27 protein-coding genes and 2 tRNA genes are annotated in these 23,445 nt (G+C 53.7%); 23 read left to right on the forward strand and 6 right to left on the reverse strand.

The features are described from left to right. Positions 1 to 139 precede the first annotated feature (139 nt). Positions 140 to 610, reverse strand: a complete 471-nt coding sequence (locus EAW52_RS07865) for a Dps family protein (protein ID WP_010795189.1) — start codon at positions 608 to 610, stop codon at positions 140 to 142. Positions 611 to 938: 328 nt separating this feature from the next. Here EAW52_RS07865 and aspS point away from each other — a divergent pair, with 328 nt between their 5' ends. From aspS to nadA, 16 genes are all read left to right on the forward strand, one after another. Then, a complete protein-coding gene (gene aspS / locus EAW52_RS07870; protein ID WP_122042026.1) occupies positions 939 to 2,714 on the forward strand; it encodes an aspartate--tRNA ligase in 1,776 nt (591 codons plus the stop codon). Between the two features lie 57 nt (positions 2,715 to 2,771). Continuing rightward, positions 2,772 to 3,518 (forward strand): YebC/PmpR family DNA-binding transcriptional regulator, encoded by a 747-nt coding sequence (locus EAW52_RS07875; RefSeq protein ID WP_122042027.1) that lies wholly within the window; start codon positions 2,772 to 2,774, stop codon positions 3,516 to 3,518. 114 nt (positions 3,519 to 3,632) lie between these two features. Continuing rightward, positions 3,633 to 4,157 carry a crossover junction endodeoxyribonuclease RuvC gene (ruvC, locus tag EAW52_RS07880; RefSeq protein ID WP_010795186.1) on the forward strand — a complete coding sequence of 175 codons (525 nt, stop codon included), beginning with the start codon at positions 3,633 to 3,635 and terminating at the stop codon, positions 4,155 to 4,157. Between the two features lie 11 nt (positions 4,158 to 4,168). Continuing rightward, positions 4,169 to 4,774, forward strand: coding sequence for a Holliday junction branch migration protein RuvA (gene ruvA / locus EAW52_RS07885; RefSeq protein ID WP_122042028.1), 606 nt, complete (start codon positions 4,169 to 4,171; stop codon positions 4,772 to 4,774). A gap of 2 nt (positions 4,775 to 4,776) precedes the next feature. Next, positions 4,777 to 5,829, forward strand: a complete 1,053-nt coding sequence (gene ruvB / locus EAW52_RS07890; protein ID WP_122042029.1) for a Holliday junction branch migration DNA helicase RuvB — start codon at positions 4,777 to 4,779, stop codon at positions 5,827 to 5,829. 51 nt (positions 5,830 to 5,880) lie between these two features. Then, a complete protein-coding gene (ybgC, locus tag EAW52_RS07895) occupies positions 5,881 to 6,315 on the forward strand; it encodes a tol-pal system-associated acyl-CoA thioesterase (protein WP_010795183.1) in 435 nt (144 codons plus the stop codon). Positions 6,316 to 6,329: 14 nt separating this feature from the next. After that, positions 6,330 to 7,022: a protein TolQ gene (tolQ, locus tag EAW52_RS07900; RefSeq protein ID WP_162997605.1), complete on the forward strand. Its 693-nt coding sequence runs from the start codon at positions 6,330 to 6,332 to the stop codon at positions 7,020 to 7,022. Between the two features lie 12 nt (positions 7,023 to 7,034). Beyond that, entirely contained in the window at positions 7,035 to 7,484 is a 450-nt protein-coding gene (gene tolR / locus EAW52_RS07905) for a protein TolR (protein WP_010795181.1), read from the forward strand. Next, positions 7,481 to 8,587 (forward strand): cell envelope integrity protein TolA, encoded by a 1,107-nt coding sequence (tolA, locus tag EAW52_RS07910; RefSeq protein WP_122042030.1) that lies wholly within the window; start codon positions 7,481 to 7,483, stop codon positions 8,585 to 8,587. Before tolR ends, tolA begins: the two co-directional genes overlap by 4 nt. Next, positions 8,584 to 9,882, forward strand: a complete 1,299-nt coding sequence (gene tolB, locus EAW52_RS07915) for a Tol-Pal system beta propeller repeat protein TolB (protein WP_019366311.1) — start codon at positions 8,584 to 8,586, stop codon at positions 9,880 to 9,882. The genes tolA and tolB overlap by 4 nt, the downstream gene beginning before the upstream one ends. Before the next feature lie 54 nt (positions 9,883 to 9,936). Then, positions 9,937 to 10,452: a peptidoglycan-associated lipoprotein Pal gene (gene pal / locus EAW52_RS07920; RefSeq protein WP_010795178.1), complete on the forward strand. Its 516-nt coding sequence runs from the start codon at positions 9,937 to 9,939 to the stop codon at positions 10,450 to 10,452. A gap of 5 nt (positions 10,453 to 10,457) precedes the next feature. Then, complete coding sequence (gene ybgF, locus EAW52_RS07925; protein ID WP_122042031.1) at positions 10,458 to 11,279, forward strand: tol-pal system protein YbgF; 822 nt, start codon at positions 10,458 to 10,460, stop codon at positions 11,277 to 11,279. An 84-nt stretch (positions 11,280 to 11,363) separates the two neighbouring features. Then, positions 11,364 to 12,014, forward strand: coding sequence for a 7-carboxy-7-deazaguanine synthase QueE (gene queE / locus EAW52_RS07930; protein WP_122044748.1), 651 nt, complete (start codon positions 11,364 to 11,366; stop codon positions 12,012 to 12,014). Between the two features lies 1 nt (position 12,015). After that, positions 12,016 to 12,690 carry a 7-cyano-7-deazaguanine synthase QueC gene (queC, locus tag EAW52_RS07935; RefSeq protein ID WP_122042032.1) on the forward strand — a complete coding sequence of 225 codons (675 nt, stop codon included), beginning with the start codon at positions 12,016 to 12,018 and terminating at the stop codon, positions 12,688 to 12,690. A 61-nt stretch (positions 12,691 to 12,751) separates the two neighbouring features. Continuing rightward, positions 12,752 to 12,827 (forward strand) — tRNA-Lys (locus EAW52_RS07940). Positions 12,828 to 12,911: 84 nt separating this feature from the next. After that, complete coding sequence (nadA, locus tag EAW52_RS07945; protein ID WP_122042033.1) at positions 12,912 to 13,970, forward strand: quinolinate synthase NadA; 1,059 nt, start codon at positions 12,912 to 12,914, stop codon at positions 13,968 to 13,970. A gap of 25 nt (positions 13,971 to 13,995) precedes the next feature. On the opposite strand, the gene EAW52_RS07950 is transcribed toward nadA, so the two are convergent. After that, a complete protein-coding gene (locus EAW52_RS07950) occupies positions 13,996 to 15,429 on the reverse strand; it encodes a M48 family metalloprotease (RefSeq protein WP_122042034.1) in 1,434 nt (477 codons plus the stop codon). Between the two features lie 104 nt (positions 15,430 to 15,533). Between EAW52_RS07950 and EAW52_RS07955 the strand changes: the two genes are divergently transcribed. Then, positions 15,534 to 15,785 (forward strand): sulfurtransferase TusA family protein, encoded by a 252-nt coding sequence (locus tag EAW52_RS07955; RefSeq protein ID WP_010795172.1) that lies wholly within the window; start codon positions 15,534 to 15,536, stop codon positions 15,783 to 15,785. 31 nt (positions 15,786 to 15,816) lie between these two features. On the opposite strand, the gene EAW52_RS07960 is transcribed toward EAW52_RS07955, so the two are convergent. Then, complete coding sequence (locus EAW52_RS07960) at positions 15,817 to 16,287, reverse strand: peroxiredoxin (RefSeq protein ID WP_010795171.1); 471 nt, start codon at positions 16,285 to 16,287, stop codon at positions 15,817 to 15,819. A gap of 27 nt (positions 16,288 to 16,314) precedes the next feature. Next, positions 16,315 to 16,875, reverse strand: a complete 561-nt coding sequence (locus EAW52_RS07965) for a glycine cleavage system protein R (protein ID WP_010795170.1) — start codon at positions 16,873 to 16,875, stop codon at positions 16,315 to 16,317. Between the two features lie 153 nt (positions 16,876 to 17,028). Here EAW52_RS07965 and dapA point away from each other — a divergent pair, with 153 nt between their 5' ends. The 5 genes from dapA (at position 17,029) to EAW52_RS07990 (ending at position 20,726) form a co-directional block, all read left to right on the forward strand. Next, positions 17,029 to 17,907 carry a 4-hydroxy-tetrahydrodipicolinate synthase gene (dapA, locus tag EAW52_RS07970; protein ID WP_122042035.1) on the forward strand — a complete coding sequence of 293 codons (879 nt, stop codon included), beginning with the start codon at positions 17,029 to 17,031 and terminating at the stop codon, positions 17,905 to 17,907. Between the two features lie 14 nt (positions 17,908 to 17,921). Further along, positions 17,922 to 19,103, forward strand: coding sequence for an outer membrane protein assembly factor BamC (gene bamC, locus EAW52_RS07975; RefSeq protein WP_122042036.1), 1,182 nt, complete (start codon positions 17,922 to 17,924; stop codon positions 19,101 to 19,103). Next, on the forward strand, positions 19,042 to 19,800 hold the full coding sequence (locus tag EAW52_RS07980; RefSeq protein ID WP_010795166.1) for an MBL fold metallo-hydrolase: 759 nt from the start codon (positions 19,042 to 19,044) through the stop codon (positions 19,798 to 19,800). Before bamC ends, EAW52_RS07980 begins: the two co-directional genes overlap by 62 nt. 29 nt (positions 19,801 to 19,829) lie before the next feature. After that, on the forward strand, positions 19,830 to 20,540 hold the full coding sequence (purC, locus tag EAW52_RS07985; RefSeq protein ID WP_010795165.1) for a phosphoribosylaminoimidazolesuccinocarboxamide synthase: 711 nt from the start codon (positions 19,830 to 19,832) through the stop codon (positions 20,538 to 20,540). A gap of 96 nt (positions 20,541 to 20,636) precedes the next feature. Further along, positions 20,637 to 20,726: transfer RNA gene (locus tag EAW52_RS07990), tRNA-Ser, on the forward strand. Between the two features lie 51 nt (positions 20,727 to 20,777). Here the strand turns inward: EAW52_RS07990 and EAW52_RS07995 are convergent. Then, on the reverse strand, positions 20,778 to 21,014 hold the full coding sequence (locus EAW52_RS07995; protein ID WP_010795164.1) for a hypothetical protein: 237 nt from the start codon (positions 21,012 to 21,014) through the stop codon (positions 20,778 to 20,780). Between the two features lie 127 nt (positions 21,015 to 21,141). Next, positions 21,142 to 22,797, reverse strand: coding sequence for an alpha,alpha-trehalase TreA (treA, locus tag EAW52_RS08000; protein WP_162997606.1), 1,656 nt, complete (start codon positions 22,795 to 22,797; stop codon positions 21,142 to 21,144). 223 nt (positions 22,798 to 23,020) lie between these two features. Here treA and EAW52_RS08005 point away from each other — a divergent pair, with 223 nt between their 5' ends. Then, the gene (locus EAW52_RS08005; RefSeq protein WP_122042038.1) at positions 23,021 to 23,332 is read left to right on the forward strand and encodes a hypothetical protein; all 312 of its coding nucleotides are present in this window, start codon (positions 23,021 to 23,023) and stop codon (positions 23,330 to 23,332) included. Positions 23,333 to 23,445 lie beyond the last annotated feature (113 nt).

Here is a 23,445-nt window from a genome sequence, read left to right on the forward strand (position 1 = left end):
GGCTATGAATGATCGACCTATGCGCAGATACGCACAGCGTTATTTAACCGTAAAGGTGAAGGCTACTCAATCAATGGCCCGATGATGCCATCAGAATGAGAGGAAAAAATGAAAAAGCCCGGCGTTTGCCGGGCTTCTATCAGTTGGCCAGGAGGCTGCGTAGCATCCAGGCTGTCTTCTCATGCGTTTGCATGCGTTGAGTCAGCAGGTCGGCTGTTGGCTCGTCGCTGACCTTATCTACAATCGGGAAAATTCCACGAGCGGTACGAACGACTGCTTCCTGACCTTGTACGAGCAGGCGAATCATCTCCTGTGCTTCTGGAATGCCTTCCTCTTCCTTGATACTGGATAGCTTGGCATAAGCCGAGTAGGTGCCTGGTGCAGCGAATCCCAATGCGCGGATGCGCTCGGCAATATCATCAACAGCAGTGGCCAGTTCGGTGTACTGGGTTTCGAACATGGTATGCAAGGTGTTGAACATCGGCCCTGTCACGTTCCAATGAAAGTTATGGGTCTTCAGATACAGCGTGTAGGTATCTGCGAGCAGACGAGAAAGCCCATCTGCAATAGCCGCACGATCTTGCTCAGCAATTCCGATATTGATTTCCATACCGCTCTCCTTTGGCAGTGATGTTTATTTGAAACGGAGCCTAACACAGGCCCTTGGAAATGGAATGCTCGCAAGCACTGGCCAAGGAGGGCCTGATCGCTTGGGTTCTATAAAAGTCAGTCTAGGCTCTTAAAAGGCAGCCGGCTTGTCATAGGTCGGCTGCGTCAGGCTTGGTAATTGTTATAGAATCGCCCACTGACCAAGAGAAACCAGATGGGAATACAGTCTTTGGCTGGCTTTACGTTGCAGCAGTTCTGCGAGACGTGCCTGTGAATGATGCTTGCTCCCCATCTCTTAATTCCGGACTCAAGAGAAGCGAAACACAACCATGATGCGCAGCCATTATTGCGGCCAATTGAACGAGAGCCTGGACGGCCAGGAAATCACCCTTTGCGGCTGGGTTCACCGCCGTCGCGACCATGGAGGCGTTATCTTCCTGGATATACGCGACCGTGAAGGCCTCGCTCAGGTCGTGTTCGACCCGGATCGAGCAGAGACGTTTGCCAAGGCCGACCGTGTACGCAGTGAATATGTCGTCAAGGTAACGGGTAAGGTCCGTTTGCGTCCTGCGGGTGCGGTCAACCCGAATATGGCCTCAGGGGCTATCGAGGTGCTGGGTTATGACCTTGAAGTGCTGAGCCAGGCCGAGACGCCGCCGTTCCCGCTGGACGAATATTCCGATGTGGGCGAAGAAACACGCCTGCGCTACCGTTTCATTGATCTGCGCCGCCCCGAGATGGCTGCCAAGCTCAAGCTGCGTTCGCGCATAACCTCCAGCATTCGCCGTTATCTGGACGAGCAGGGCTTCATGGATGTGGAAACGCCTATCCTGACCCGTGCGACACCCGAGGGCGCTCGTGACTATCTGGTGCCCAGCCGTACCCATCCTGGTAGTTTTTTTGCTTTGCCGCAGTCACCCCAGCTGTTCAAGCAGCTGTTGATGGTGGCGGGCTTTGATCGCTATTACCAAATTGCCAAATGCTTCCGCGACGAAGACCTGCGTGCAGACCGTCAGCCCGAATTTACCCAGATTGACATCGAGACCAGCTTCCTCGATGAGAAAGACATCATGGGTATCACCGAGGGCATGATCCGTTCCTTGTTCAAGGAAGTGCTGGATCTGGAGTTCGGCGAGTTCCCGCACATGACCTTCGAGGAGGCCATGCGCCGTTATGGTTCAGACAAGCCGGACCTGCGCATTCCGCTGGAGCTGGTGGATGTAGCTGATCTGCTCAAGGATGTCGATTTCAAGGTGTTTGCCGGCCCGGCTAACGATCCCAAATGCCGTGTAACTGCACTGCGCGTACCGGGTGGTGCCAGCATGCCCCGTAAGCAGATCGATGATTACACCAAGTATGTGGGCATCTTTGGCGCTAAGGGCCTGGCCTATATCAAGGTCAACAACCGCGCCCAGGGTGTTGAGGGCTTACAGTCACCTATCGTCAAAAACATTGCTGAGCCGAACCTCAACGCCATCCTTGATCGCGTGGGTGCGGAAGACGGCGATATCGTCTTCTTTGGCGCAGACAAGGCCAAGATCGTCAGTGACGCGTTGGGCGGTCTGCGTATCAAGCTGGGGCACGATCTGAACCTGCTGACCTGTGAGTGGGCGCCGCTCTGGGTTGTTGACTTCCCGATGTTCGAAGAAAACGATGATGGCAGTTTCTCTGCACTGCATCACCCCTTCACATCGCCCAAGTGCACACCGGAAGAGCTCGAGGCGAACCCTGCGAATGCATTGTCTCGCGCCTATGACATGGTTCTCAACGGCACCGAGCTGGGTGGTGGCTCCATCCGTATCCACCGCAAGGAAATGCAGCAGGCTGTGTTCCGCTTGCTGGGCATTGACGCGGCGGAACAGGAAGAGAAGTTCGGCTTCCTGCTCGACGCACTCAAGTTTGGCGCGCCACCGCATGGTGGTTTGGCCTTCGGCCTGGATCGTCTGGTAATGCTGATGACCGGCGCGCAGTCTATTCGTGAAGTTATTGCCTTCCCGAAAACCCAGAGCGCTGCCGATGTCATGACTCAGGCACCTGGCGCAGTGGATGCCAAGGCGTTGCGCGAGCTGCACATTCGTTTGCGTGAGCAGCCAAAAGCTGAGTAATTGATCAACCGGGCAGCCGCAAGGCTGCCCTTTGTCAAAAGTGATTTGGAGTTCGTTATGGCGGGTCATTCCAAATGGGCCAACATTAAGCACCGCAAAGAGCGACAGGACGCCAAGAAGGGCAAGATCTTTACCAAGATCATCCGTGAGCTGACCGTAGCCGCTCGTCAGGGTGGTGGCGTTCCGGCGGATAACCCGCGTCTTCGCCTGGCAGTGGACAAGGCGCTTACTGCCAATATGACACGTGACACCATCGATCGCGCCATTGCACGAGGGGCAGGCGCCAACGAAGGGGATAACGTTGAAGAGCTGACCTATGAGGGCTATGCCCCGAGTGGCGTCGCCTTGATCGTAGAGGCCATGACGGATAACCGTAACCGTACGGCCGCTGAGGTGCGTCATGCCTTTAGCAAGTGCGGCGGTAACCTGGGTACTGATGGCTCGGTAGCGTACATGTTCGAGCGCAAGGGACAGATCAGCTTTGCACCGGGCGTCGACGAAGATGCACTCATGGAAGCGGCGCTTGAAGCAGGTGCTGATGATGTAGTCGCCAATGATGATGGGTCTGTTGACGTCTTTACCTCATTTAGTGACTTTATTGCCGTAAACGAGGCATTGACGGAAGCTGGCTTCAAATCCGAAGCTGCCGAGATTTCCATGATTCCATCTACGACAACGCCGCTGGATCTTGAAACGGCTCAGAAAGTGCTCAAGCTTATCGATATGCTGGAGGATCTGGATGATGTCCAGAATGTGTACTCCAATGCGGAAATTCCAGATGATGTCATGACGCAGCTAGGCTAAAGGGCCTGATACCCCTATAGTGTCTGCGCGCAACAGGGGTGGCTGCTACTGGAAAGGTACAAGCCTCCTTAAAGCAGTCACCTTTCTCCCGCCTGGTCTGGGAAGGATATAGAGATGACCCTGGTACTAGGCATTGACCCTGGTTCGCGAATCACTGGATTCGGCGTAATCCGGGACACGGGTAAAGGGTGCGAATACGTAGCCTCTGGCTGTATTCGTACAGGTAACGGCCCTTTGTATGAGCGTTTGCAAATCGTCTACAGAGGGGTGCGGGAAGTCATTGGGCTTTATGAGCCAGTCACCATGGGCATTGAACAGGTATTCATGGCGCGCAATGCCGATTCTGCTTTAAAGCTGGGACAAGCTCGAGGTGCAGCCATTGTGGCCTGTGCCGAAGCGGGGCTTGAAATAGCTGAATACACAGCTACCCAGGTCAAACAAGCCATCGTGGGCTCAGGTGCTGCCGATAAACAACAGGTCATGATGATGGTCATGCACTTGTTGAAACTAAAGGAGAAGCCCCAGATAGATGCTTCCGATGCCCTCGGGATTGCTATTTGTCATGCGCATACGCGGCAAAGTCTGACCCCTCATGGGCTTCTAGGGGCTCGCCGGCGCGGTGGTCGCCTGCGTCTTTAATAGGTATTTCTGTGATTGGACGTCTCCGCGGTTCTCTGGCTGAAAAACAGCCGCCGCATGTAATCATCGATGTCAATGGCGTGGGCTACGAGCTGGAAGTCCCCATGACAACGTTGTATCGCCTTCCGTCGTTGGGTGAGCCAGTTACCTTGCATACGCATCTGGTCGTGCGTGAGGATGCTCATCTGCTTTACGGCTTTTCTGAAAAGCGCGAGCGAGAACTCTTCCGTGAATTGATTCGCTTGAATGGAGTAGGGCCAAAGCTGGCGCTGGCGCTGATGTCTGGCTTTGAGGTGGACGAGCTGGTGCGCTGCGTACAGGCCCAGGATGCGTCTGCGCTGGTTAAGATTCCCGGCGTCGGCAAAAAGACGGCTGAACGTCTGCTGGTCGAACTCAAGGATCGCTTCAAAGCATGGGAAAGCCTTCCGTCTATCGCACCGCTCATGATGGAAACGGCTGCCGGCAGGCCTGTCGTAACAGCTGAAACTGATGCGGTCAGTGCGTTGGTGTCGCTCGGATTCAAGCCACAGGAAGCTAGTCGTGCAGTATCTGCCATCGCTGAAGAAGGCCTCAGCAGTGAAGACCTTATTCGTCGTGCCCTTAAAGGCATGGTGTAATCATGATTGAACCGGATCGTTTGATTTCTGCCGCGGGCCGAGATCGTGAAGAGCAGCAGGATCGTGCTATTCGTCCACTGAGACTGGCCGAGTACATTGGCCAGCCGGTCGTGCGGGAACAGATGAGTCTTTTCATCCAGGCGGCAAAGGGGCGGGGCGAGGCACTAGACCATACGCTTATTTTCGGGCCGCCAGGGCTAGGCAAAACCACGCTCGCCAATATCATTGCCGAGGAAATGGGTGTCGCCATCAAAAGCACATCTGGACCGGTAATTGAGCGGCCAGGAGATCTTGCTGCTCTGCTGACCAGTCTCGAGGCTGGGGACGTTCTTTTCGTAGACGAAATCCATCGCCTTTCGCCGGTTGTAGAGGAGGTTCTTTATCCAGCGATGGAGGACTATCAGCTCGATATTATGATCGGCGAAGGCCCTGCCGCGCGATCAATCAAGCTGGATTTGCCACCGTTTACATTGGTGGGAGCCACTACGCGTGCCGGAATGCTGACGAACCCATTAAGGGACCGATTCGGAATTATTCAGCGGCTTGAGTTTTATAACGTAGAGGACCTTGCCAGCATCGTTACGCGTTCTGCCAAAATCCTGAATCTGACAATTGAGGCCGAAGGCGCTGTGGAAATCGCTCGCCGTGCCCGCGGTACTCCCCGTATTGCGAACCGGTTGTTAAGACGTGTACGCGATTTTGCAGAGGTGAAAGGGCAGGGGCAAATCAGTCATACGATTGCAAGCCAGGCTCTGGATCTGCTGGATGTGGATGCACGCGGCTTTGATCATCAGGACCGAAGACTTCTGCTAACGCTCATCGACAAGTTCGACGGCGGGCCGGTAGGGGTAGATAGTCTGGCTGCTGCAATCAGTGAGGAGCGTCACACCATTGAAGATGTCTTGGAACCGTATTTGATTCAGCAGGGCTATATCATGCGTACGCCAAGGGGTCGGATGGTAACCCGCCATGCTTATCTTCACTTTGGTTTGAACGTGCCCAAGCGTATGGGGCCAGGAACTGTGCCTGATCTTTTTGAGGAAGATAATAATTAATTGCAACTGCAAGTATTTCTGATTGGCAAATTGAAGGCTTGGTTCTAGAGTATGCGCGCGCAACATGTGACTCAGCCGTATTCGCTGCGGTGTCGAGTGTATTACGAAGACACCGACGCAGGAGGCATCGTCTACTACGTCAACTATCTCAAATTCATGGAACGTGCTCGTACCGAACGGTTGCGGGCGTTAGGCTTTGTTCAATCTCGCCTGGCGGAAGAAAACATCCTATTTGTCGTGCATTCATGTGAGGCACGTTACCATGCACCGGCTCGGTTGGATGACGAGTTGGAGGTCAGTGCCCGGGTTATTGAACTGAACCGGGCCAGCTTGCGTTTTCATCAGCAAGTGACACGGCGAGACGATGGTGTTCTGTTATGCGAAGGATACGTGACGGTTGCGTGTGTACGTTCAGACAACTTCAGGCCCAGGGCCATTCCTGAGGCCATGCGAACAGTATTCGCGAGCGATTCGGACTCAATTTAAGCAGGAGATTTAGCGTGGAACCAACTGTCGACCATACCTCCATGTGGAGCCTTGTGAGCAATGCCAGCCTGGTAGTTCAGCTGGTCATGCTGACGCTGGTAGCGGCTTCGGTAACGTCATGGGTCATGATTATCCAGCGTGCCAATGCCATCCGTGCAGCCAAACGTGCACTGGAGACTTTCGAGGAGCGTTTCTGGTCGGGTATCGACCTGTCCAAGCTTTACCGTCAGGCAGGCAGCAATCCTGACCCCGATTCAGGTGTCGAGCAGATCTTCCGTGCTGGCTTCAAAGAGTTTTCCAGGCTGCGTCAGCAGGCGGGGGTAGACCCTGACGCGGTGATGGAAGGCGTTCAGCGTGCCATGCGGGTCGCCATTTCTCGCGAAGAAGAGAAGCTTGAGCAAAGCCTGCCGTTCCTGGCTACCGTCGGCTCCACCAGTCCGTATGTAGGTCTGTTCGGTACCGTATGGGGCATCATGAACTCATTCCGCGGTCTGGCTACGGTACAGCAGGCTACGCTGGCTACCGTTGCGCCTGGTATCGCAGAAGCACTGATTGCAACCGCGATCGGTTTGTTTGCAGCGATTCCGGCCGTAGTGGCGTACAACCGGTTTGCTGCGCGCTCAGAGACACTGATCGGACGTTATTACACCTTTGCTGATGAGTTCCAGTCCATCCTGCATCGCAAAGTCCACACCAGCGACGAGTAATAGGTATCAACCATGTCCTCCAGGGGTAGACATAAGCGTAAGCCGGTTGCCGAAATGAACGTCGTACCTTACATCGATGTGATGCTGGTACTGCTGGTCATTTTCATGGTAACTGCGCCAATGATCAATCAAGGGGTCAAGGTCGACTTGCCTAATGCGGACAGCCAGCCCATGCCGCAGGATAACAACAAGCAGATCCTGACTATTTCTATCAAGGCGGACGGTACTTACTACTGGAATACAGGTAAGGAAGTCGAGACGGACCAGCAGCGTGACAGTGCCAGCGCTGTTGCCCTGCCTCAGTTGACGGAGCAGGTTACCAAGATCATGCGTGCAAGACCTGATACCCAGGTTTTCATCCGGGGTGACAAGGCTGTTAACTATGGGATAGTGGCAGCAGCCATGGGCGGCCTGCAGCAGGCAGGTGTACCCAATGTCGGGTTGATCACCGAGGCGCCTTGATGCAAGACCGTGAGCGTTCTCCTTCAGAGAGCTATTTCTGGCCTATCGTTTGGGCTGTGGCTCTCCATGTTGTCATTTTTGCCGCTCTGTTTGTGAGCTGGGCAATGGCACCGGAGCTGCCACAGTCCAAGCCAATTGTTCAGGCGACTCTGGTCCAGTTGAAATCCAAAAGCCCTGCTCAGGTGCAGACAGAGCAGAAGCTGGCTGGAGAGGCCAAAAAAACGTCTTCTCGCCAGTATGAAGTCGAGCAGATGGAGCAGAAGAAAGCAGAGCAGCAGGCCCAGGCCGCTGCTGCGGCGGCAGCCGCCAAAGCTGCGGAACAAAAGAAAGCTGAGGACGCTCGAAAGGCGCAGCAGGTAGAAGCTGCCCAGAAAGCCGCTGAAGCCAAGGCCGAAGCGGCAAAAGCTGAGGCCGCAGCAAAGGCTGAAAAGGCAGCGCAGGAAAAAGCCGCCGCAGAGCAGCAGCGCAAATCTGAATTGGCAAAAAAACAGGCTGAGGAGGCTGCTCAGAAAAAGGCAGCAGCTGAAGAAGCTAAGAAGAAAGCAGCGGAAGACGCACAAAAGAAAGCGGCTGAAGCGGCAGAGAAAAAAGCGGCCGCTGAAGAAGCTAAAAAGAAAGCAGCTGAAGAGGCCAAGAAAAAAGCGGCCGAGCAGGCGAAAGCCAAAGCTGCTGAGGACGCCAAGAAAAAGGCAGCTCAGGCTGCCGCACGCAAGGCAGCAGAGGATAAGAAAGCACAGGCATTGGCTGAGCTTCTTTCCGATGATACGCAGCGACAGCAGGCAATGGCTGATGAGGTAGGCGATGAGGTAGCGTCGAACTTTGATGACCTTATCGTGCGTCTGGTCAGTGAGCAATGGCGCCGCCCGCCATCTGCCCGCAACGGTATGAGTGTGGAAGTGCAAATTGAAATGCTACCTGACGGAACGGTAACCAATGCCAGTGTGACCCGGTCTAGCGGTGATTCTGCTTTCGATAGCTCGGCAGTGGCTGCCGTGCGCAACGTAGGACGCATACCTGAAATGCAACAGCTTGATCGCGCGACGTTCGACCAGCTTTATCGCAAGCGTCGCATTATCTTCAAACCGGAGGATTTGAGTCTGTGAATAACCTGATTCGTATCGTTCTGCTGGGATTCATGTTCCTGGTAGGCGCTGCCCATGCTGCCGATCCCCTTGTGGTATCCAGTGGCAACGACAAAGCCATCCCGATTGCAGTCGTGCCTTTTGGCTGGCAGGGTGGTCAACCACTGCCCGATGATATGGCCAATATCATTGGTAACGATCTGCGCAATTCCGGCTCTTTTGCTCCCATCGACCGGCAGAACATGCTTAGCCTGCCGACTCAGGCAAGCGAAGTGTCCTACAAGGATTGGCAAGCACTAGGGGTCAGTTATGTGCTGATCGGCAATATCGTGCCCAGCGGTGGTCGTCTGCAAATCCAATATGCACTGTTTAACATCGCTACACAGCAGCAGGTCATGACGGGTAGCGTAGGCGGGGGTACCGATCAGCTGCGCGACATGGCTCACTATATTTCCGATCAGTCATTCGAAAAGCTGACCGGTATCAAGGGCGCGTTCTCTACGAAGCTCCTGTACGTCACTGCCGAGCGTTTTTCCCAGAACAACACTCGTTATACCCTGCAGCGTGCAGACTATGACGGTGCTCGTTCCGTGACACTCCTACAGTCTCGTGAACCAATCCTGTCGCCTCGTTTTGCTCCTGATGGCAAGCGTATCGCCTATGTTTCCTTTGAACAGCAGCGCCCACGTATCTTTCTGCAGTACGTAGATACAGGTCGTCGTGAGCAGCTCACCAATTTCGAAGGACTGAATGGCGCTCCGGCTTTTTCTCCGGACGGTAACCGCCTGGCGTTCGTGCTGTCGCGCGATGGAAACCCTGAGATTTATGTGATGGACCTGAATTCGCGTCAGATTCGTCGCGTTACTAACGACTCTGCGATTGATACCGAGCCGTTCTGGGGACGTGATGGGCAGACTATCTATTTCACTTCAGATCGTTCCGGAAAACCACAGATCTATAAAACCAATGTTAGCGGCGGTGGGGCAGAGCGCGTTACATTCGTAGGCAACTACAATGCGAACCCTAAACTATCTGCCGATGAAAAAACGCTGGTAATGGTGCATCGTCAGGAAGGTTTCACCAACTTCCAGATTGGTGCCCAGGATCTTCAGCGTGGCAGCGTCCGGGTGCTCTCCAACACCAGTCTTAACGATTCGCCTACTGTTGCGCCAAATGGCACCATGGTAATCTACGCGTCCCGCCAGCAGGACCGAGGCGTACTGATGCTTGTATCCATCAACGGACGTGTGCGTATTACGCTACCCACCACCCAAGGCGATGTTCGCGAGCCTTCTTGGTCCCCTTACCTGAACTGACGGCAATATAATCTGTTCTATACAAAACACTTTGCGGTTCTTTAGGAGTTAACGATGGAAATGCTGAAATTCGGCAAGTTCGCTGCTCTGGCTTTGGCCATGGCCGTTGCAGTAGGTTGTTCTTCCAAGGGTGGTGATGCTTCTGGTGAAGGTGCTGGCGCTGGCGCCGGTGCTGTCGATCCAAACGCAGGCTATGGCGCTAACGCCGGTGCCGTTGATGGCAGCATGAGCGACGAAGCCGCTCTGCGTGCTATCACTACATTCTATTTCGAATACGACAGCTCCGATCTGAAGCCGGAAGCCATGCGCGCTCTGGACGTTCATGCTCGTGACCTGAAAACTAGCGGTCAGCGCGTTGTACTGGAAGGCCATACTGACGAGCGCGGTACTCGTGAGTACAACCTGGCTCTGGGCGAGCGTCGTGCCAAGGCTGTTCAGCGTTACCTCGTACTGCAGGGCGTTTCTCCGGCTCAGCTGGAACTCGTTTCCTATGGTAAAGAGCGTCCTGCTGCTATCGGTCATGACGAGCAGTCCTGGGCTCAGAACCGTCGCGTTGAGCTGAAGAAGTAAGATCTATGCCGAAGCGCCTGTTTGTACTGACATCGTTGGCTCTGTGCACTTCCTTTGTATGGGCACAGGTACCGGTTCAGGAGGGGGGATATGGTGGGAGCGGTTCTACTCCCGGCTATAGCACCCAAGGCGCTCCCTATGCAGGGGATGGGGGCGCTAGCGCCCCTGTCTCTGCACAGGGGCAGCTCTTCATGCAATTGCAGCAGATGCAAGATGATATTGCGCGCCTGCGTGGTCAGGTTGAGGAGCAGCAAAATGAAATCAATCAGCTAAAACAGCAAGGACTGGAACGTTACCAGGACCTTGATCGCCGAATTTCTGCAAGTGCTTCTTCTGGAGCGCCAGCGAATGCCACTGGTGGTAATGATGCTGGTTCGTCTGCAGGGGCCATCAATGCGAACGCCGCACCTGTTCCGCCAGCTTCTCAGGCCAACAGCGAGCCTGGTGATCCCGCAAAGGAAAAGCTGTATTACGATGCGGCCTTTGATCTGATCAAGGCAAAGGATTTTGCCAAGGCGAGCCAAGCCTTTACAGCGTTTCTGCGTAAGTATCCCAATAGCCAGTATGCGGGAAATGCCCAATATTGGTTAGGCGAAGTCAATATGGCTTCCGGGGATTTACAAGCCGCAGGACAGGCGTTTGCACGCGTAAGTCAGGCTTACCCAAATCATCCCAAGGTTCCAGACTCTCTTTACAAGCTGGCTGGTGTTGAGCAGCGGCTTGGAAATCGAGACAAGGCTAAAGCAATGTACCAACAGGTCATTGCGCAGTATCCTGGATCGTCTGCCGCACAATTAGCCCAGCGTGATCTCAAAAACCTGCCCTAACGGCAGGTTTTTTCGTTAGAATCCGCCTCCCTTTTTTCGCAACGGAGGCGGACGGCCTGTATCGCTGTCACGCCCGTGGCCTACATGCAACAAAATACTCTGCGTATTACCGAGATTTTCTACTCGCTGCAGGGGGAAACACGGACAGCTGGCTTGCCAACTGTTTTCGTGCGCCTTACAGGCTGTCCCTTGCGTTGCCAATATTGCGACACGGCTTATGCCTTCAGCGGCGGTCAGATCATGTCGCTGGACGAAATCGTTAAGCGTGTCGCTCAGTATAAGCCTCGCTATGTGTGTGTAACAGGAGGCGAGCCGCTTGCCCAGCCAAACTGCTTACCCTTGCTAGAGCGCCTATGTGACGCTGGCTATGAGGTGTCACTTGAAACCAGTGGTGCGCTCGACGTCGCGCCTGTAGATCGGCGAGTCGTCAAGGTCGTCGATCTGAAGACGCCCGGCTCTGCTGAAGTCTCTCGCAATCTGTACGACAACATTGATCATCTTACGCCAAACGATCAGGTGAAGTTCGTAATTTGCTCACGTGAAGATTACGAGTGGGCTGTGTCTAAGCTGATTCAGTATCGCCTTGATGAGCGGGTGGATGAGGTGTTGTTTTCCCCTAGCCATCAGCAGGTTACCCCGCGTCAGTTGGCTGAGTGGATTGTAGAAGACAACCTGCCGGTACGCTTTCAGCTGCAGCTGCATAAAATTCTTTGGAATGACGAGCCAGGACATTGATATGAACCAGAAAAAAGCCGTTATCTTGCTGTCTGGTGGCCTGGATTCTGCCACGGTTGTCGCCATGGCTCGGGCTGAGGGCTTTGCCTGCTACACCATGAGCTTTGATTATGGGCAACGTCATAGAGCCGAGCTCAAGGCCGCTGAACGTGTGGCAACTCAATTGGGTGTGGTCGAACACAAAGTGATTGGTTTGAACCTGAATGGTATTGGCGGCTCGGCGTTGACCGATAGCGCTATCGATGTGCCGGAAGCACCTACCGAGGGTATTCCTGTCACCTATGTACCTGCCCGTAATACCGTTTTTCTTTCGCTTGCCTTGGGTTGGGCTGAGGTGCTCGAGGCTCAGCATATCTTTATTGGTGTTAATGCGGTGGATTACTCAGGCTATCCAGATTGCCGCCCTGAATTTGTCGAGTCCTTTGAGCGTATGGCTAATCTTGCCACCAAGGCGGGCGTTGAGGGCAATGGCTTTAAAATCATTGCACCGCTCCAGTTCATGTCGAAGGCTGAGATTATCCAGTGGGGCGTCGCGAATGGGGTGGACTACTCCCTAACCGTCTCCTGCTACAAGGCTGACGACGAAGGGCGTGCCTGTGGGCGATGTGACAGTTGCCGCTTGCGTGCAGAAGGATTCCGTGCGGCACACCTTAAAGATCCAACGCGATATTTTTAAAAAAAGTTGCGCTAGGGTATTGATTATCCAGAAGAAATCATTATTATAGCACTCGCTTTCGGGGTCGTTAGCTCAGTCGGTAGAGCAGTTGGCTTTTAACCAATTGGTCGTAGGTTCGAATCCTACACGACCCACCATTTTCCTCACCTTGTTGTTTCGTTAGATCGCCGCTTCCTGGCGATACACTCCTTCTGTCCCTTTAGCGTTTGGGTGTAGCGAGCATGTCGCAAATCTCGGAACGACTTCTGGTTCAAGCCCATCTCGCGGCTAAGCAGCCTAAAATTTTAAGTACAGCTGAAAGAGAGCATTTTAGCCATGCCATTGCGGCTGAGCTCAAAGCGCATAACGCTGTTCTACTTGCGCATTACTATACCGATCCCATTCTGCAAGCGCTTGCCGAGGAAACGGGCGGGTGCGTGGCAGACTCGCTCGAAATGGCACGCTTTGGTAACCTGCATAAGGCCTCTACAGTCGTGGTGGCTGGGGTGCGTTTCATGGGAGAAACTGCCAAGATTCTCAATCCCGAGAAGCGAGTGCTCATGCCTACGCTGGAGGCTACTTGTTCGCTGGATATCGGGTGCGGAGCTCAGGAGTTCGCTGCGTTCTGCGATAAGCATCCCGAGCGGACGGTAGTAGTTTATGCCAATACTTCAGCTGCCGTAAAAGCCAGGGCAGATTGGGTTGTAACCTCTGGCTGTGCCCTGGATATCGTTGAGCACCTGATGGATAACGGCGAGCCTATTCTTTGGGCACCGGACCGTCATCTAGGCCGCTACATTCAGCGGGAAACAGGTGCCGATATGCTGCTTTGGGATGGCGCCTGCATCGTTCATGAGGAGTTCAAGTCTTCTCAGCTGACTGATATCAAATCGCTCTATCCTGATGCTGCGGTTCTGGTGCATCCCGAATCTCCTGAGGCTGTGATCGAGCTGGCAGACATGGTTGGTTCAACCAGTCAAATGATCAAGGCTGCACAGACGATGCCCAACTCGACGTTTATTGTCGCAACGGATAAAGGCATCTTTTACAAAATGCAGCAGTTGTGTCCTGACAAAGTATTCATTGAGGCGCCTACGGCGGGTAATGGTGCTGCTTGTCGTAGTTGTGCGCATTGCCCTTGGATGGCCATGAATACCTTGGAGCGTACGCTGGCCTGTTTGCAGGAGGGTAGCGGTGAAGTTCTGGTTGATCCTTCCCTGATACCTAGGGCAGTAAAACCACTCAAGCGCATGCTGGACTTTACCCAGGCAGCAAGATTAAGGCAGACAGGAAACGCCTGATGGGCGTTTCCTGTCCTGTTTCCTATCACATGATTTCTTCAGCAGTTCGCTTTTGCGTAATCATTTCCTGCTGACGTGCATCTATCCGCGCCGCTAACTGAAAATTATTTGAAGCACGCTGTTTTGCAAATCCCAGCTGCTGTATGGCCTGATCATAATCACCTGTCAGGGCAAAGTATTCGGCACGGGCCTGATGGACCTCTATCAGCTGTCCCGCTTGGCCGCGCACCTCTGCAGCCCGGTACCATACATCAGGGTCCAGTGGGCGCGCTTTGATTACCTTGTCCAGTAAAGCGCTGGCATCCTTGGGCTTATCGAGCTTAACCAGTAGATCGGCTTGTAGCATGTTGACCGCGAAGTTATCGGGGTACATTTCCATCATTCTCGCTACGCGCTTTTGTGCGTCGGGCAGCCGGTTATTGGTAATGTCAAGCTCGATCTGGGCCAGGTTGTACGTGACATCGTTTGGAGAAGCATCCAGCAAAGGCTTAAGCGTTTCGCGTGCTTCATTGAGCTGGCCGAGGCGAGTCAAGCCAACAGCAAGGCCGTAACGTGCTGCTTCCAACTTTGGGTTTTCATCCAACATGGCACGAAAGCGCTTGACGGCTATGCCTGGAGTTTCCTCGAAAAGCAGCTGAACCCTTGCGCGCATCAGTTGATACTGCAGGCTGTCTTCTCGTCCTCCTGCGGGATACTGATCTGCACGGTTACGAGTATCTGCAACGCGATCCTCTGTTACCGGGTGGGTAAGGAGAAATTCGGGTGGTCGCTGATCGTAACGGTATTGCCTAGCCAATCGGCTAAACATATTGGGCATGCCTCGTGGGTCATAGCCAGCCTTAGCCAAGTTGATCAGGCCTACCCGGTCCGCTTCCTGCTCGTTCTGACGAGAGAAGCGGAGCTGACTTTGTATGGCGGCTGCCTGTGTAGAGGCAATCGCTGCGATACCGGCATCACCACCGCCAGCAGCAGCGGCTACAATGCCGGCCAGCATGGCTGCCATCAACGGTAGTTGCATGCGCTTCTGATTTTCGACGCCTCGTGCAAAGTGCCGCTGGCTCAGGTGGGCTAATTCGTGCGCGAGGACGCCTGCATACTCAGCTTCGGTCTGGGCATACAGGAATAGCCCCCCATTGACGCCTACGACCCCACCGGGGGCAGCAAATGCGTTAATTTGTGGGTCTTTGATCAGGATGAATACGAGGCGGTGATCTTGAATCTGGCTCGTCTCGGCCAGTCTATAAACACTGCTTTCCACGAACTGCTTGAGTTGTGGGTCGGTCAGTGTCGTGATTTGCCCCCTGAGCATACTCAACCAAGTGCGGCCAAGCTGAAACTCCTGTTCAGGAGAGACAACTGAGGAGCTTGCATCCCCTAGCGACGGTAGATCAGTGGCTGCGGGAGCGGGTACAGCTATCAGGCAGGACAGACCAAGAAGGGCAGGGCGCAAAAATTTCATAGGGGCGCTCATGACTGCAAAACCCTTACTTTATCTGTCCCCACAGCTGCTGCCTAGCGATGAAAGGCTGTGAACGTTATCCTTGGGATTTATGGAGTTTTCTTATGAGTGAATCCAGTACTTATACAGGGCCGTGTGATGCGGAGCTGGATGCCAGTGGATTAAGTTGCCCACTGCCATTGCTGAAAGCCAAAATGGAACTGAACCGCTTGGCCTCTGGCTCGGTATTGAAGGTCACGGCAACGGATGCCGGCTCGCAGCGTGATTTCAGGACCTTTGCCCAGTTGTCAGGGCATGCATTGATCGGCGAACAGGCACAGGAAAACGTATTTCATTATTGGTTGCGCAAGGCATGAAGTGGAGGGAGGCAGAAGCCTCCCTTGGAAATCAACTATTCAGAGCCTGGGCCTCTGCTAGAACGTCTTCCACGTGTCCCGGGACCTTTACCCCACGCCATTCCCGGCGAAGAATCCCTTCCTTGTCGATTAGGAAGGTACTGCGGTCAACTCCCATATACTCCTTGCCGTACAGCTTCTTCAATTTGATCACATCAAACAGCGTGCACAGCGCTTCTGATTTGTCACTGATCAGATCAAATGGAAATGCCTGCTTGGCTTTGAAGTTTTCATGGGACTTGATGCCGTCGCGGGAGACACCAATTATTACGGTATTGGCAGCCTGGAATGCCTCGTAATGATCGCGAAACCCCTGGCCTTGGGTTGTGCAGCCCGGCGTGCTGTCTTTGGGATAAAAATACAATACAACCTGCCGACCCCTGAACGTGTCGAGCGACAGGTCCTTTCCGCCAGTAGCAGCCGCTATGAAATCGGGAACGGGTTGATCAACGGTAACTGTCATGTTCGTTTCTTCACTTAGCTTACTGGATTACGGGTTCTGAGGTCGCCAAGGTTCGATCAGCGCGTCAAGGTTCAGTGCGTCCGCAAAGTCCAGGAATTGATCCCGTAGCCAACTGATCTGAGTACCGGCTGGCAGAATGACCGTAATGGTCGCTGTCAGCATGGTGCCGCCTGTCTGGGGCGCCTGATAGGTATCGCAAACCAGGCTTTCTACCTCTATGCGATGGTCGGTAAAGAACTGGCAGAGTTCATTGAGAATATCCGAGCGATAGGCCGCACTGACATAAACGACGTACGGTAGGGCTTGCGCTCGGTTTTCCAACGCTGCGCTACGTGTTACACCAATCGTGAAACCTTGTCGCTTTGCCAGAGCAGGTAAACTGGACTCCAGTCGAGCCAGGCCGTCCCAGTTGCCGGACACTTGAAGGATCAGTGCGCTGAATTCGCCGTGTCGGCTCAGGCGGCTGCTGACGACCGCGCAGCGGCTTTCCAAACACGTGCGATAGAGCACATTGGTTAGCTCCATAGGGTTGGAGCCCAGCGCACTGATAACTAGAAATTGCTCACGAGGCGGTGGTGTAGCAGACATTCAGTGTTTCCTGATGATGAAACCGGTAGACCGGCCAAAACCGAAGGGTAGCGAAAAGCGCGTTGTTGGGGAATGCCTTACCGGAGCTTGGCTTGTGCAAGGCTGGTAGCGTCAGTACCATTACGGCTCTCTTTTCTCGGCAGGAGCGGTTGCATGATCACAGGCAGTATGGTGGCGCTGGTCACGCCCATGGATGCACAGGGGCATCTGGACTGGTCCAGCCTGACCAAGCTGGTTGATTTTCATCTGACCGAAGGCACCAATGCCATCGTTGCGGTCGGAACAACTGGCGAGTCCGCCACTCTGGATGTAGAAGAACACATCGAGGTCATTCGCCGTGTAGTCAAACAGGTGGCTGGCCGTATTCCCGTCATTGCAGGGACGGGCGGCAATTCCACGCGTGAGGCGGTTGATCTGACGCAGGCGGCCAAGGATGCAGGTGCGGACGCTTGCCTGCTGGTTACGCCTTACTACAACAAGCCTACTCAGGAAGGCCTGTATCAGCATTTCCGGCATATCGCCGAATCCGTGGCGATTCCCCAGATCCTTTACAATGTGCCCGGGCGTACGGCCTGTGACATGTTGGCCGAGACGGTAGAACGGCTTTCGACAGTGCCGAATATCGTTGGTATCAAGGAAGCGACAGGCGATTTGCAGCGCGCCCGTGACATTCTGGATCGTGTGAGCAGCGATTTCATGCTGTACTCCGGCGATGATGCCACGGCTGTCGAACTGATGTTGATGGGTGGCAAAGGCAATATTTCGGTTACAGCCAACGTGGCGCCCCGTGACATGAGCGAACTTTGCGCGGCTGCCCTGCGTGGCGACGCCGAGACTGCTCGTGCGCTTAATGAAAAATTGATGCCTCTGCACAAGAACCTGTTCATCGAGTCCAATCCGATCCCGGTCAAGTGGGCGTTGCATGAAATGGGAATGATGCCTGAGGGTATCCGTCTTCCTCTGACCTGGTTGAGTCCGCGCTGTCATGAGCCGCTTCGCCAGGCAATGCGTCAGTCCGGTGTGCTGGCCTGATGGAGAATTTACGCATGAAGCGACTGGCTGGACTAACAACCCTTGCCGTAGTAATCAGCACGACCAGTGGGTGTGGCTGGCTATGGGGCGAGCACGGGTATTTTCGTGATCGCAGTAATGATTATCTGGAGTCGCGTCAAACGGCTCCGATGCAGGTTCCGACTGATGTTCAGGCCAAGTCCTTGCAGCCCCTGCTACCCATTCCCGCTAACGTAGCGGATACCCAGGACCATCCTTCAGAGTTCGAGGCTCCACGGCCTCAAGCATTGGCTGTCCAGGCTGATACGGGTAGCTATAGCCTGCAGCGCAATGGTAAGGCCCGCTGGATCGTCGCTCAAAAGCAGCCTGCCGAGATCTGGCCGGTAGCCAATCAGTTCTTTACCGATAATGGCTTCGTAATTGGTGAGGCACGTCCGCAGACCGGTGAGTTCACGACACGCTGGCAACCTTTGACCGACCTGACGACACCGTTGGCTCGCAGCTTGAGCACAGGTGGTGATATCGAGCCGGGCTCCGAAACACGTATTCGGGTGCGGATCGAGCCAGGGGTTTCCAGCAACACCAGTGAAATCTTTGTACAAAGCCAGACGCGCAAGACTGGCAGCAGCAGTGAGCCGAACTGGTCTTCTCGTTCGGATACATCGGCCTTCGATGCAGCCCTGCTGAATGAAATGGTAACCAGTCTGGCAAGTGCCGATACCCAAGGTGGTTCAGTATCTCTGTTGGCTGCTGGTTCCTACGATACGCCTGAGCGGGTCTCCTATACGAGAGATGGCAATGGCGACCCGATGCTGAGCCTGACGAGCGACTTTGATCGTGCCTGGTCCAGTGTCGGTCGTGCCCTGGAAGGCGCTAACATACGCGTTGACGATATGGACCGTAGCTTGGGGGTGTACTACATCAATCTGGCTGAGGGTGCACGCAAGCCCAACGAGGACAAACCTGGATTCCTCAAGCGCCTGTTTGGTCATGAGCCCTCCAAGGAAGAAGAAAACGCTCGTGCCGAGCGTTATCAGGTTCGTCTGACCAATGTAGGCGATGCTGTTCAAGTCACGCTGGATAAAGACATCAACACCGTAGCGCCAGCCGATATGGCCGAGACGGTGCTGAAAAAGCTACAGACGAGCATGCAATATGCGCTTCGCGGTCCTGGGCAGCGGGAGTCGGGGGAATTCAACCCTGGTTCACAGCCATAACACCTACATACTGATCGATTGCGGCTTTCCGCTACGTGAAACGATAAGACGCCTGGCTCGCCTGGGCGTCGAACCTACACAACTCGATGCCATTCTCGTTACCCATGAGCATTCCGACCATGTTCATGGGGTCGAACTGTTATCGCGTCGTTATGGGATTCCGGTTTATCTGACCGAGGGTACAGTGCGCGGCTTACGCAAGCCTATTGCTGCTACAACGGTACTGGCGGCAGGCGATACGCTAGAGTTAGAAGCTATTGAGATCAAAAGCGTTCCTGTGTCTCATGATGCATATGATCCGACACAGTTCGTCTTCTTTGATGGCCGGCGTCGCTTGGGTGTGCTTACCGATCTGGGCGAGGCTACAACGACAGTACTGGAGTGTTATCGTGATCTGGACGCCCTGGTGATCGAGGCGAACCACGACCGGCAGATGCTGGATGAAGGTTTGTACCCCTATTTTCTGAAAGCGCGGGTCAGTGGATCACACGGTCATTTAAGTAATCAGCAGGCGGCCTCGCTGGTTTGCCGCTTGCAATGCGATGCCCTGCAGCATCTTGTGTTGGCGCATCTGAGTGAAAAGAACAATCGGCCGCATCTGGCTCGGCAAACGTTCGTCGACACCCTGGGGTGCGATGCGGACTGGCTGCAGGTCGCCGATCAGCACGAAGGTCTTGGTTGGCAGCTCATTGCCTGAACCTTCGATTATTTAAAAGCGGAGCCATCATGGAAAAACGCACCGAACTCTACCGCGGCAAAGCCAAGTCTGTGTTCACGACGGACAACCCGGATCGTCTCATTCTTCTCTTTCGCAATGATACGTCTGCGTTCGACGGTCAAAAGGTAGAGCAGCTTGATCGTAAAGGCATGGTGAACAACAAGTTCAACGCCTTCATCATGCAAAAGCTTGAGGCAGCAGGGATTCCAACCCAATTCGATGCGTTGCTTGCGGACAATGAATGTCTGGTTAAAAAGCTCGACATGATTCCTGTGGAGTGTGTAGTTCGTAACTATGCTGCTGGTAGCCTAGTGCGTCGCCTAGGTGTTGAGGAAGGGCTGGAGCTTTCCCCGCCCACGTTTGAACTGTTCCTCAAGAATGATGCATTGCACGATCCCTTTATCAACGAAACCCATGTCTATGCATTTGGCTGGGCTACGCCTGAACAGCTGTCTCGCATGAAAGAGCTGACGTTCCAGGTGAACGACGTGCTGAAAAAGCTGTTCGATGACGCAGGACTGCTGTTGGTGGACTTCAAGCTGGAGTTTGGTGTGCACCATGGCCAGATTGTGCTGGGCGATGAGTTCAGCCCTGATGGCTGCCGTCTATGGGATAAGGAAACCCGTAAGAAGATGGACAAGGATCGCTTCCGCCAAGGGCTGGGTGACGTTATCGAGGCCTATGAAGAAGTGGCTAACCGCTTAGGCGTACCGCTCTAAGGTTGGCAGGCGGCTTTTGCAAACGCCTGATAATGGTAGAAATTTTGCATTCAAGGCTTCGCCTGACGCATTTCAGCTGTTATCATGCGCTGCATTGGAGAGGTGCCGGAGTGGCCGAACGGGACGGATTCGAAATCCGTTGAGTCAGCAATGGCTCCTAGGGTTCAAATCCCTATCTCTCCGCCATATTAAAAAGCCCCGCAGTTATGCTGCGGGGCTTTTTTATTTCTATACAGCTCAAATCAAATTGTTTTCTTTTTTCCACGCCTCGAAGTGTTCGAGCTCAAGACGTATGTCTTCTCCTTTTTCAAGGGATTCTTGCATTGAGCGGATACGGATCAGGCGCTCATGCATGGCCTCCGGGATATCGAGACCTTCCTCCTGATGCGCTTTGATTTCATTTACACCTTCGTCCAATGCATTAGAAAGGTGTTGTTTCAGGTCAGCGATATTGTGGGAAGTCGTGTCGATCATGGGCGCTCCGGTAACGGGTGTATTGCTCAGCCTAGGCGATAGGACGAAAGCTGTGAAAGCCAAGACGTCCATGCCTAGCGAGGCAACCAAAGGGCAAAGAGATAGACTTGCCCTTTGGTTAATGGTGTCAGGGTTGCGCATTAGCTGGTGGTTGCTGATAGAGGTCGAGTAGTTTCAGCGTGACACCGTTGGTCCAGCCAAAGCCATCCTGCAGTTTGTACTCACCACCGCCACCTCCCTGGCTTGAACCCTCCACATCATATTTCTCGACCAATTTGTGCTCTTTGGTGAACAGCGTCTGCACCTGATCAAGGAAACCCTGGCCGATGGTTCTGGCTAGATCCTGCTGGTCATAGCGGCGCAAGCCTTCTACGGCGATCCATTGAAGCGGAGCCCAGCCATTGGGAGAGTCCCACTGCTGTCCGTTATGGATTTGCGTAGTGACAAGCCCACCGGTTTTGACCAGATTCTTTTCAACAGTCAATGCGGTTTGCCGGGCTCTATCGGAATTGGCGATTCCTGCATAAAGAGGATAGAGCGTAGCGGCTGTGATCTGATCGCTGAGTTGATTCTTCTGCCAATCGTAGTCAGCGTAATAGCCCTTGTTGTTCCACAGGTGTTTCTCTATGGCAGCCTTTCGCGCTTCTGCATGCTGGCTATAGCGTTGCGTACAATTCGCCATGGCGTTCTTTTCACAAGCAAGTGCAATTGTGGTTTCCAGATGATAGAGAAGGCTGTTGAGATCTACCGGAACGATAGCGGTTGTACGGATAGTCGCGAGAGTTTTCCCATCACCCAGCCAGCGTGATGTGTAGTCCCAGCCACTTTCTGCTCCGGCCCGCAGGTCTCGGTAAACCTCATTGACCGGGCGATCAGCAGCCTTGGCTGCCGTTTCCTTGTCTTGCATGTAGGATTCCTGGCGAGGCGTATCGCTGGCATCCCAGTAGCGGTTGAATAGCGTACCGTCAGCCAGACGAACAACGTGCTGGGCAGCCTCGCCGGGCTTTAGCGTTTGCGAACCTTCCATCCAATAAGCGTATTCCTTTTGCAATTGCGGAAGGTAACGGCGATAGACTTCATCCCCCTCCGTCTTTGCCTCCAGCTCAACCATATAAGAGAAGAAGGGTGGCTGGGAGCGGCTCAGATAATAGGTGCGATTGCCATTGGGGATATGGCCATAGGTATCGATCAGGTAGGCGAAGTTATCCAGCATCTGACGCGCCAACTTCGTTTGTCCACTCTCTACCAGGCCAAGCATGGTGAAGTAGGAATCCCAATAGTACAGCTCGCGAAAGCGACCCCCCGGAACAACATAGGGGTAGGGTAGCGGCAGCATACTGCTATATGCCGGTACCTTCTCATAATGTCGCGTGAGTACAGGCCAGAGGTTATCGATATGTTCACGAATATCGGTACCTGTCTGAGGCTTTTGGGTTTCAGCAGCTCCTGATGGCTCGAAGTTGTCTGCCACAAAGCGTCTGAGATCAAAGCCAGGGTTGGCTCGTTTCGCCAAGTAATCCGCCCGGATAGTGGCGGGAGGCCTTAGCGGTAGGGCATCGACAAAATGCTTTTGATCGTCGAACAACCATTGCTGCTGTACGGCTGCAAATAATTCCGGGTACGCCTGGTCTGGTGGGAGCGCCTGATGCTGTTGGGCATTTTGATAGCTCCACATCTCGGATCTGTCTGTAGCAGTGGCACAGGCACCTAACAGAACAACCGAAGCGGAAAAGGCCAGAAGCCGAGTGGATCGATAAGCGTGGCGGACGAGAGGAAATGTCATGGAAAACCCATTCTGATCATTCTCAACCATCGACCAGCTGATTATCCGGCAAGTTCGTCCAATCAAGCTTTGTTTTTTGTTCAGCTATTGAAAACGGTCAGGTTCATTTTGAAGCTTTGCCCGCAAATAGCCTTTTTCTTTTGCGGAGATTTACGCTTTTTTGATAAATGGCCAATTGCTATCAGGTAAGATAAGAAACTTTATCTTTCAGTGTGCTTGACCGATGCATTTCTCTACTGTGAGTTATCGCTATTTGAAGGCCGGTACTATTTACCAGGTAGAAATTGACTCGCCTGCTTCTGGTCGCACTCAGGATATTTACGAGGCTGTTTTTCGTCATTTGGTCAATTTTGAAAGCGAACCGATCATTGTGGCCATGATGCTCAACAATGGTGGGAAAGCTGTTATCCAGAACAAGCGCTTCGATCCTGAGATCAAGACGACTCATATGATCTCAACTATCGAGACACTTGAAATCTGCATGGATTATGAAAACTGGGTAGAAGTCATTCTGTTGCCCTTGCCTAGGGACTGACTGCACCCATCACTTTCTACCCCTCTACTATCTGTCTTGTCGGGTATGGCTCGGACGTTATGTTGACGTCATGGGTTTGTTATATGGCATCCTCTGGCCTTCCTTGCCAGGAT

Source organism: Pseudomonas sp. LTJR-52, assembly GCF_003691465.1.
GTDB classification, from domain to species: domain Bacteria; phylum Pseudomonadota; class Gammaproteobacteria; order Pseudomonadales; family Pseudomonadaceae; genus Chryseomonas; species Chryseomonas luteola.

What these genes read in the sequence shown, in the direction of transcription:
- EAW52_RS07865 (WP_010795189.1), bottom strand. Translation starts at nt 610, where the DNA reads ATGGAAATCAATATCGGAATTGCTGAGCAAGATCGTGCGGCTATTGCA.
- aspS (WP_122042026.1), top strand. Translation starts at nt 939, where the DNA reads ATGATGCGCAGCCATTATTGCGGCCAATTGAACGAGAGCCTGGACGGC.
- EAW52_RS07875 (WP_122042027.1), top strand. Translation starts at nt 2,772, where the DNA reads ATGGCGGGTCATTCCAAATGGGCCAACATTAAGCACCGCAAAGAGCGA.
- ruvC (WP_010795186.1), top strand. Translation starts at nt 3,633, where the DNA reads ATGACCCTGGTACTAGGCATTGACCCTGGTTCGCGAATCACTGGATTC.
- ruvB (WP_122042029.1), top strand. Translation starts at nt 4,777, where the DNA reads ATGATTGAACCGGATCGTTTGATTTCTGCCGCGGGCCGAGATCGTGAA.
- ybgC (WP_010795183.1), top strand. Translation starts at nt 5,881, where the DNA reads ATGCGCGCGCAACATGTGACTCAGCCGTATTCGCTGCGGTGTCGAGTG.
- tolR (WP_010795181.1), top strand. Translation starts at nt 7,035, where the DNA reads ATGTCCTCCAGGGGTAGACATAAGCGTAAGCCGGTTGCCGAAATGAAC.
- pal (WP_010795178.1), top strand. Translation starts at nt 9,937, where the DNA reads ATGGAAATGCTGAAATTCGGCAAGTTCGCTGCTCTGGCTTTGGCCATG.
- ybgF (WP_122042031.1), top strand. Translation starts at nt 10,458, where the DNA reads ATGCCGAAGCGCCTGTTTGTACTGACATCGTTGGCTCTGTGCACTTCC.
- queE (WP_122044748.1), top strand. Translation starts at nt 11,364, where the DNA reads ATGCAACAAAATACTCTGCGTATTACCGAGATTTTCTACTCGCTGCAG.
- queC (WP_122042032.1), top strand. Translation starts at nt 12,016, where the DNA reads ATGAACCAGAAAAAAGCCGTTATCTTGCTGTCTGGTGGCCTGGATTCT.
- nadA (WP_122042033.1), top strand. Translation starts at nt 12,912, where the DNA reads ATGTCGCAAATCTCGGAACGACTTCTGGTTCAAGCCCATCTCGCGGCT.
- EAW52_RS07950 (WP_122042034.1), bottom strand. Translation starts at nt 15,429, where the DNA reads ATGAAATTTTTGCGCCCTGCCCTTCTTGGTCTGTCCTGCCTGATAGCT.
- EAW52_RS07955 (WP_010795172.1), top strand. Translation starts at nt 15,534, where the DNA reads ATGAGTGAATCCAGTACTTATACAGGGCCGTGTGATGCGGAGCTGGAT.
- EAW52_RS07960 (WP_010795171.1), bottom strand. Translation starts at nt 16,287, where the DNA reads ATGACAGTTACCGTTGATCAACCCGTTCCCGATTTCATAGCGGCTGCT.
- EAW52_RS07965 (WP_010795170.1), bottom strand. Translation starts at nt 16,875, where the DNA reads ATGTCTGCTACACCACCGCCTCGTGAGCAATTTCTAGTTATCAGTGCG.
- dapA (WP_122042035.1), top strand. Translation starts at nt 17,029, where the DNA reads ATGATCACAGGCAGTATGGTGGCGCTGGTCACGCCCATGGATGCACAG.
- bamC (WP_122042036.1), top strand. Translation starts at nt 17,922, where the DNA reads ATGAAGCGACTGGCTGGACTAACAACCCTTGCCGTAGTAATCAGCACG.
- EAW52_RS07980 (WP_010795166.1), top strand. Translation starts at nt 19,042, where the DNA reads ATGCGCTTCGCGGTCCTGGGCAGCGGGAGTCGGGGGAATTCAACCCTG.
- purC (WP_010795165.1), top strand. Translation starts at nt 19,830, where the DNA reads ATGGAAAAACGCACCGAACTCTACCGCGGCAAAGCCAAGTCTGTGTTC.
- EAW52_RS07995 (WP_010795164.1), bottom strand. Translation starts at nt 21,014, where the DNA reads ATGATCGACACGACTTCCCACAATATCGCTGACCTGAAACAACACCTT.
- treA (WP_162997606.1), bottom strand. Translation starts at nt 22,797, where the DNA reads ATGACATTTCCTCTCGTCCGCCACGCTTATCGATCCACTCGGCTTCTG.
- EAW52_RS08005 (WP_122042038.1), top strand. Translation starts at nt 23,021, where the DNA reads ATGCATTTCTCTACTGTGAGTTATCGCTATTTGAAGGCCGGTACTATT.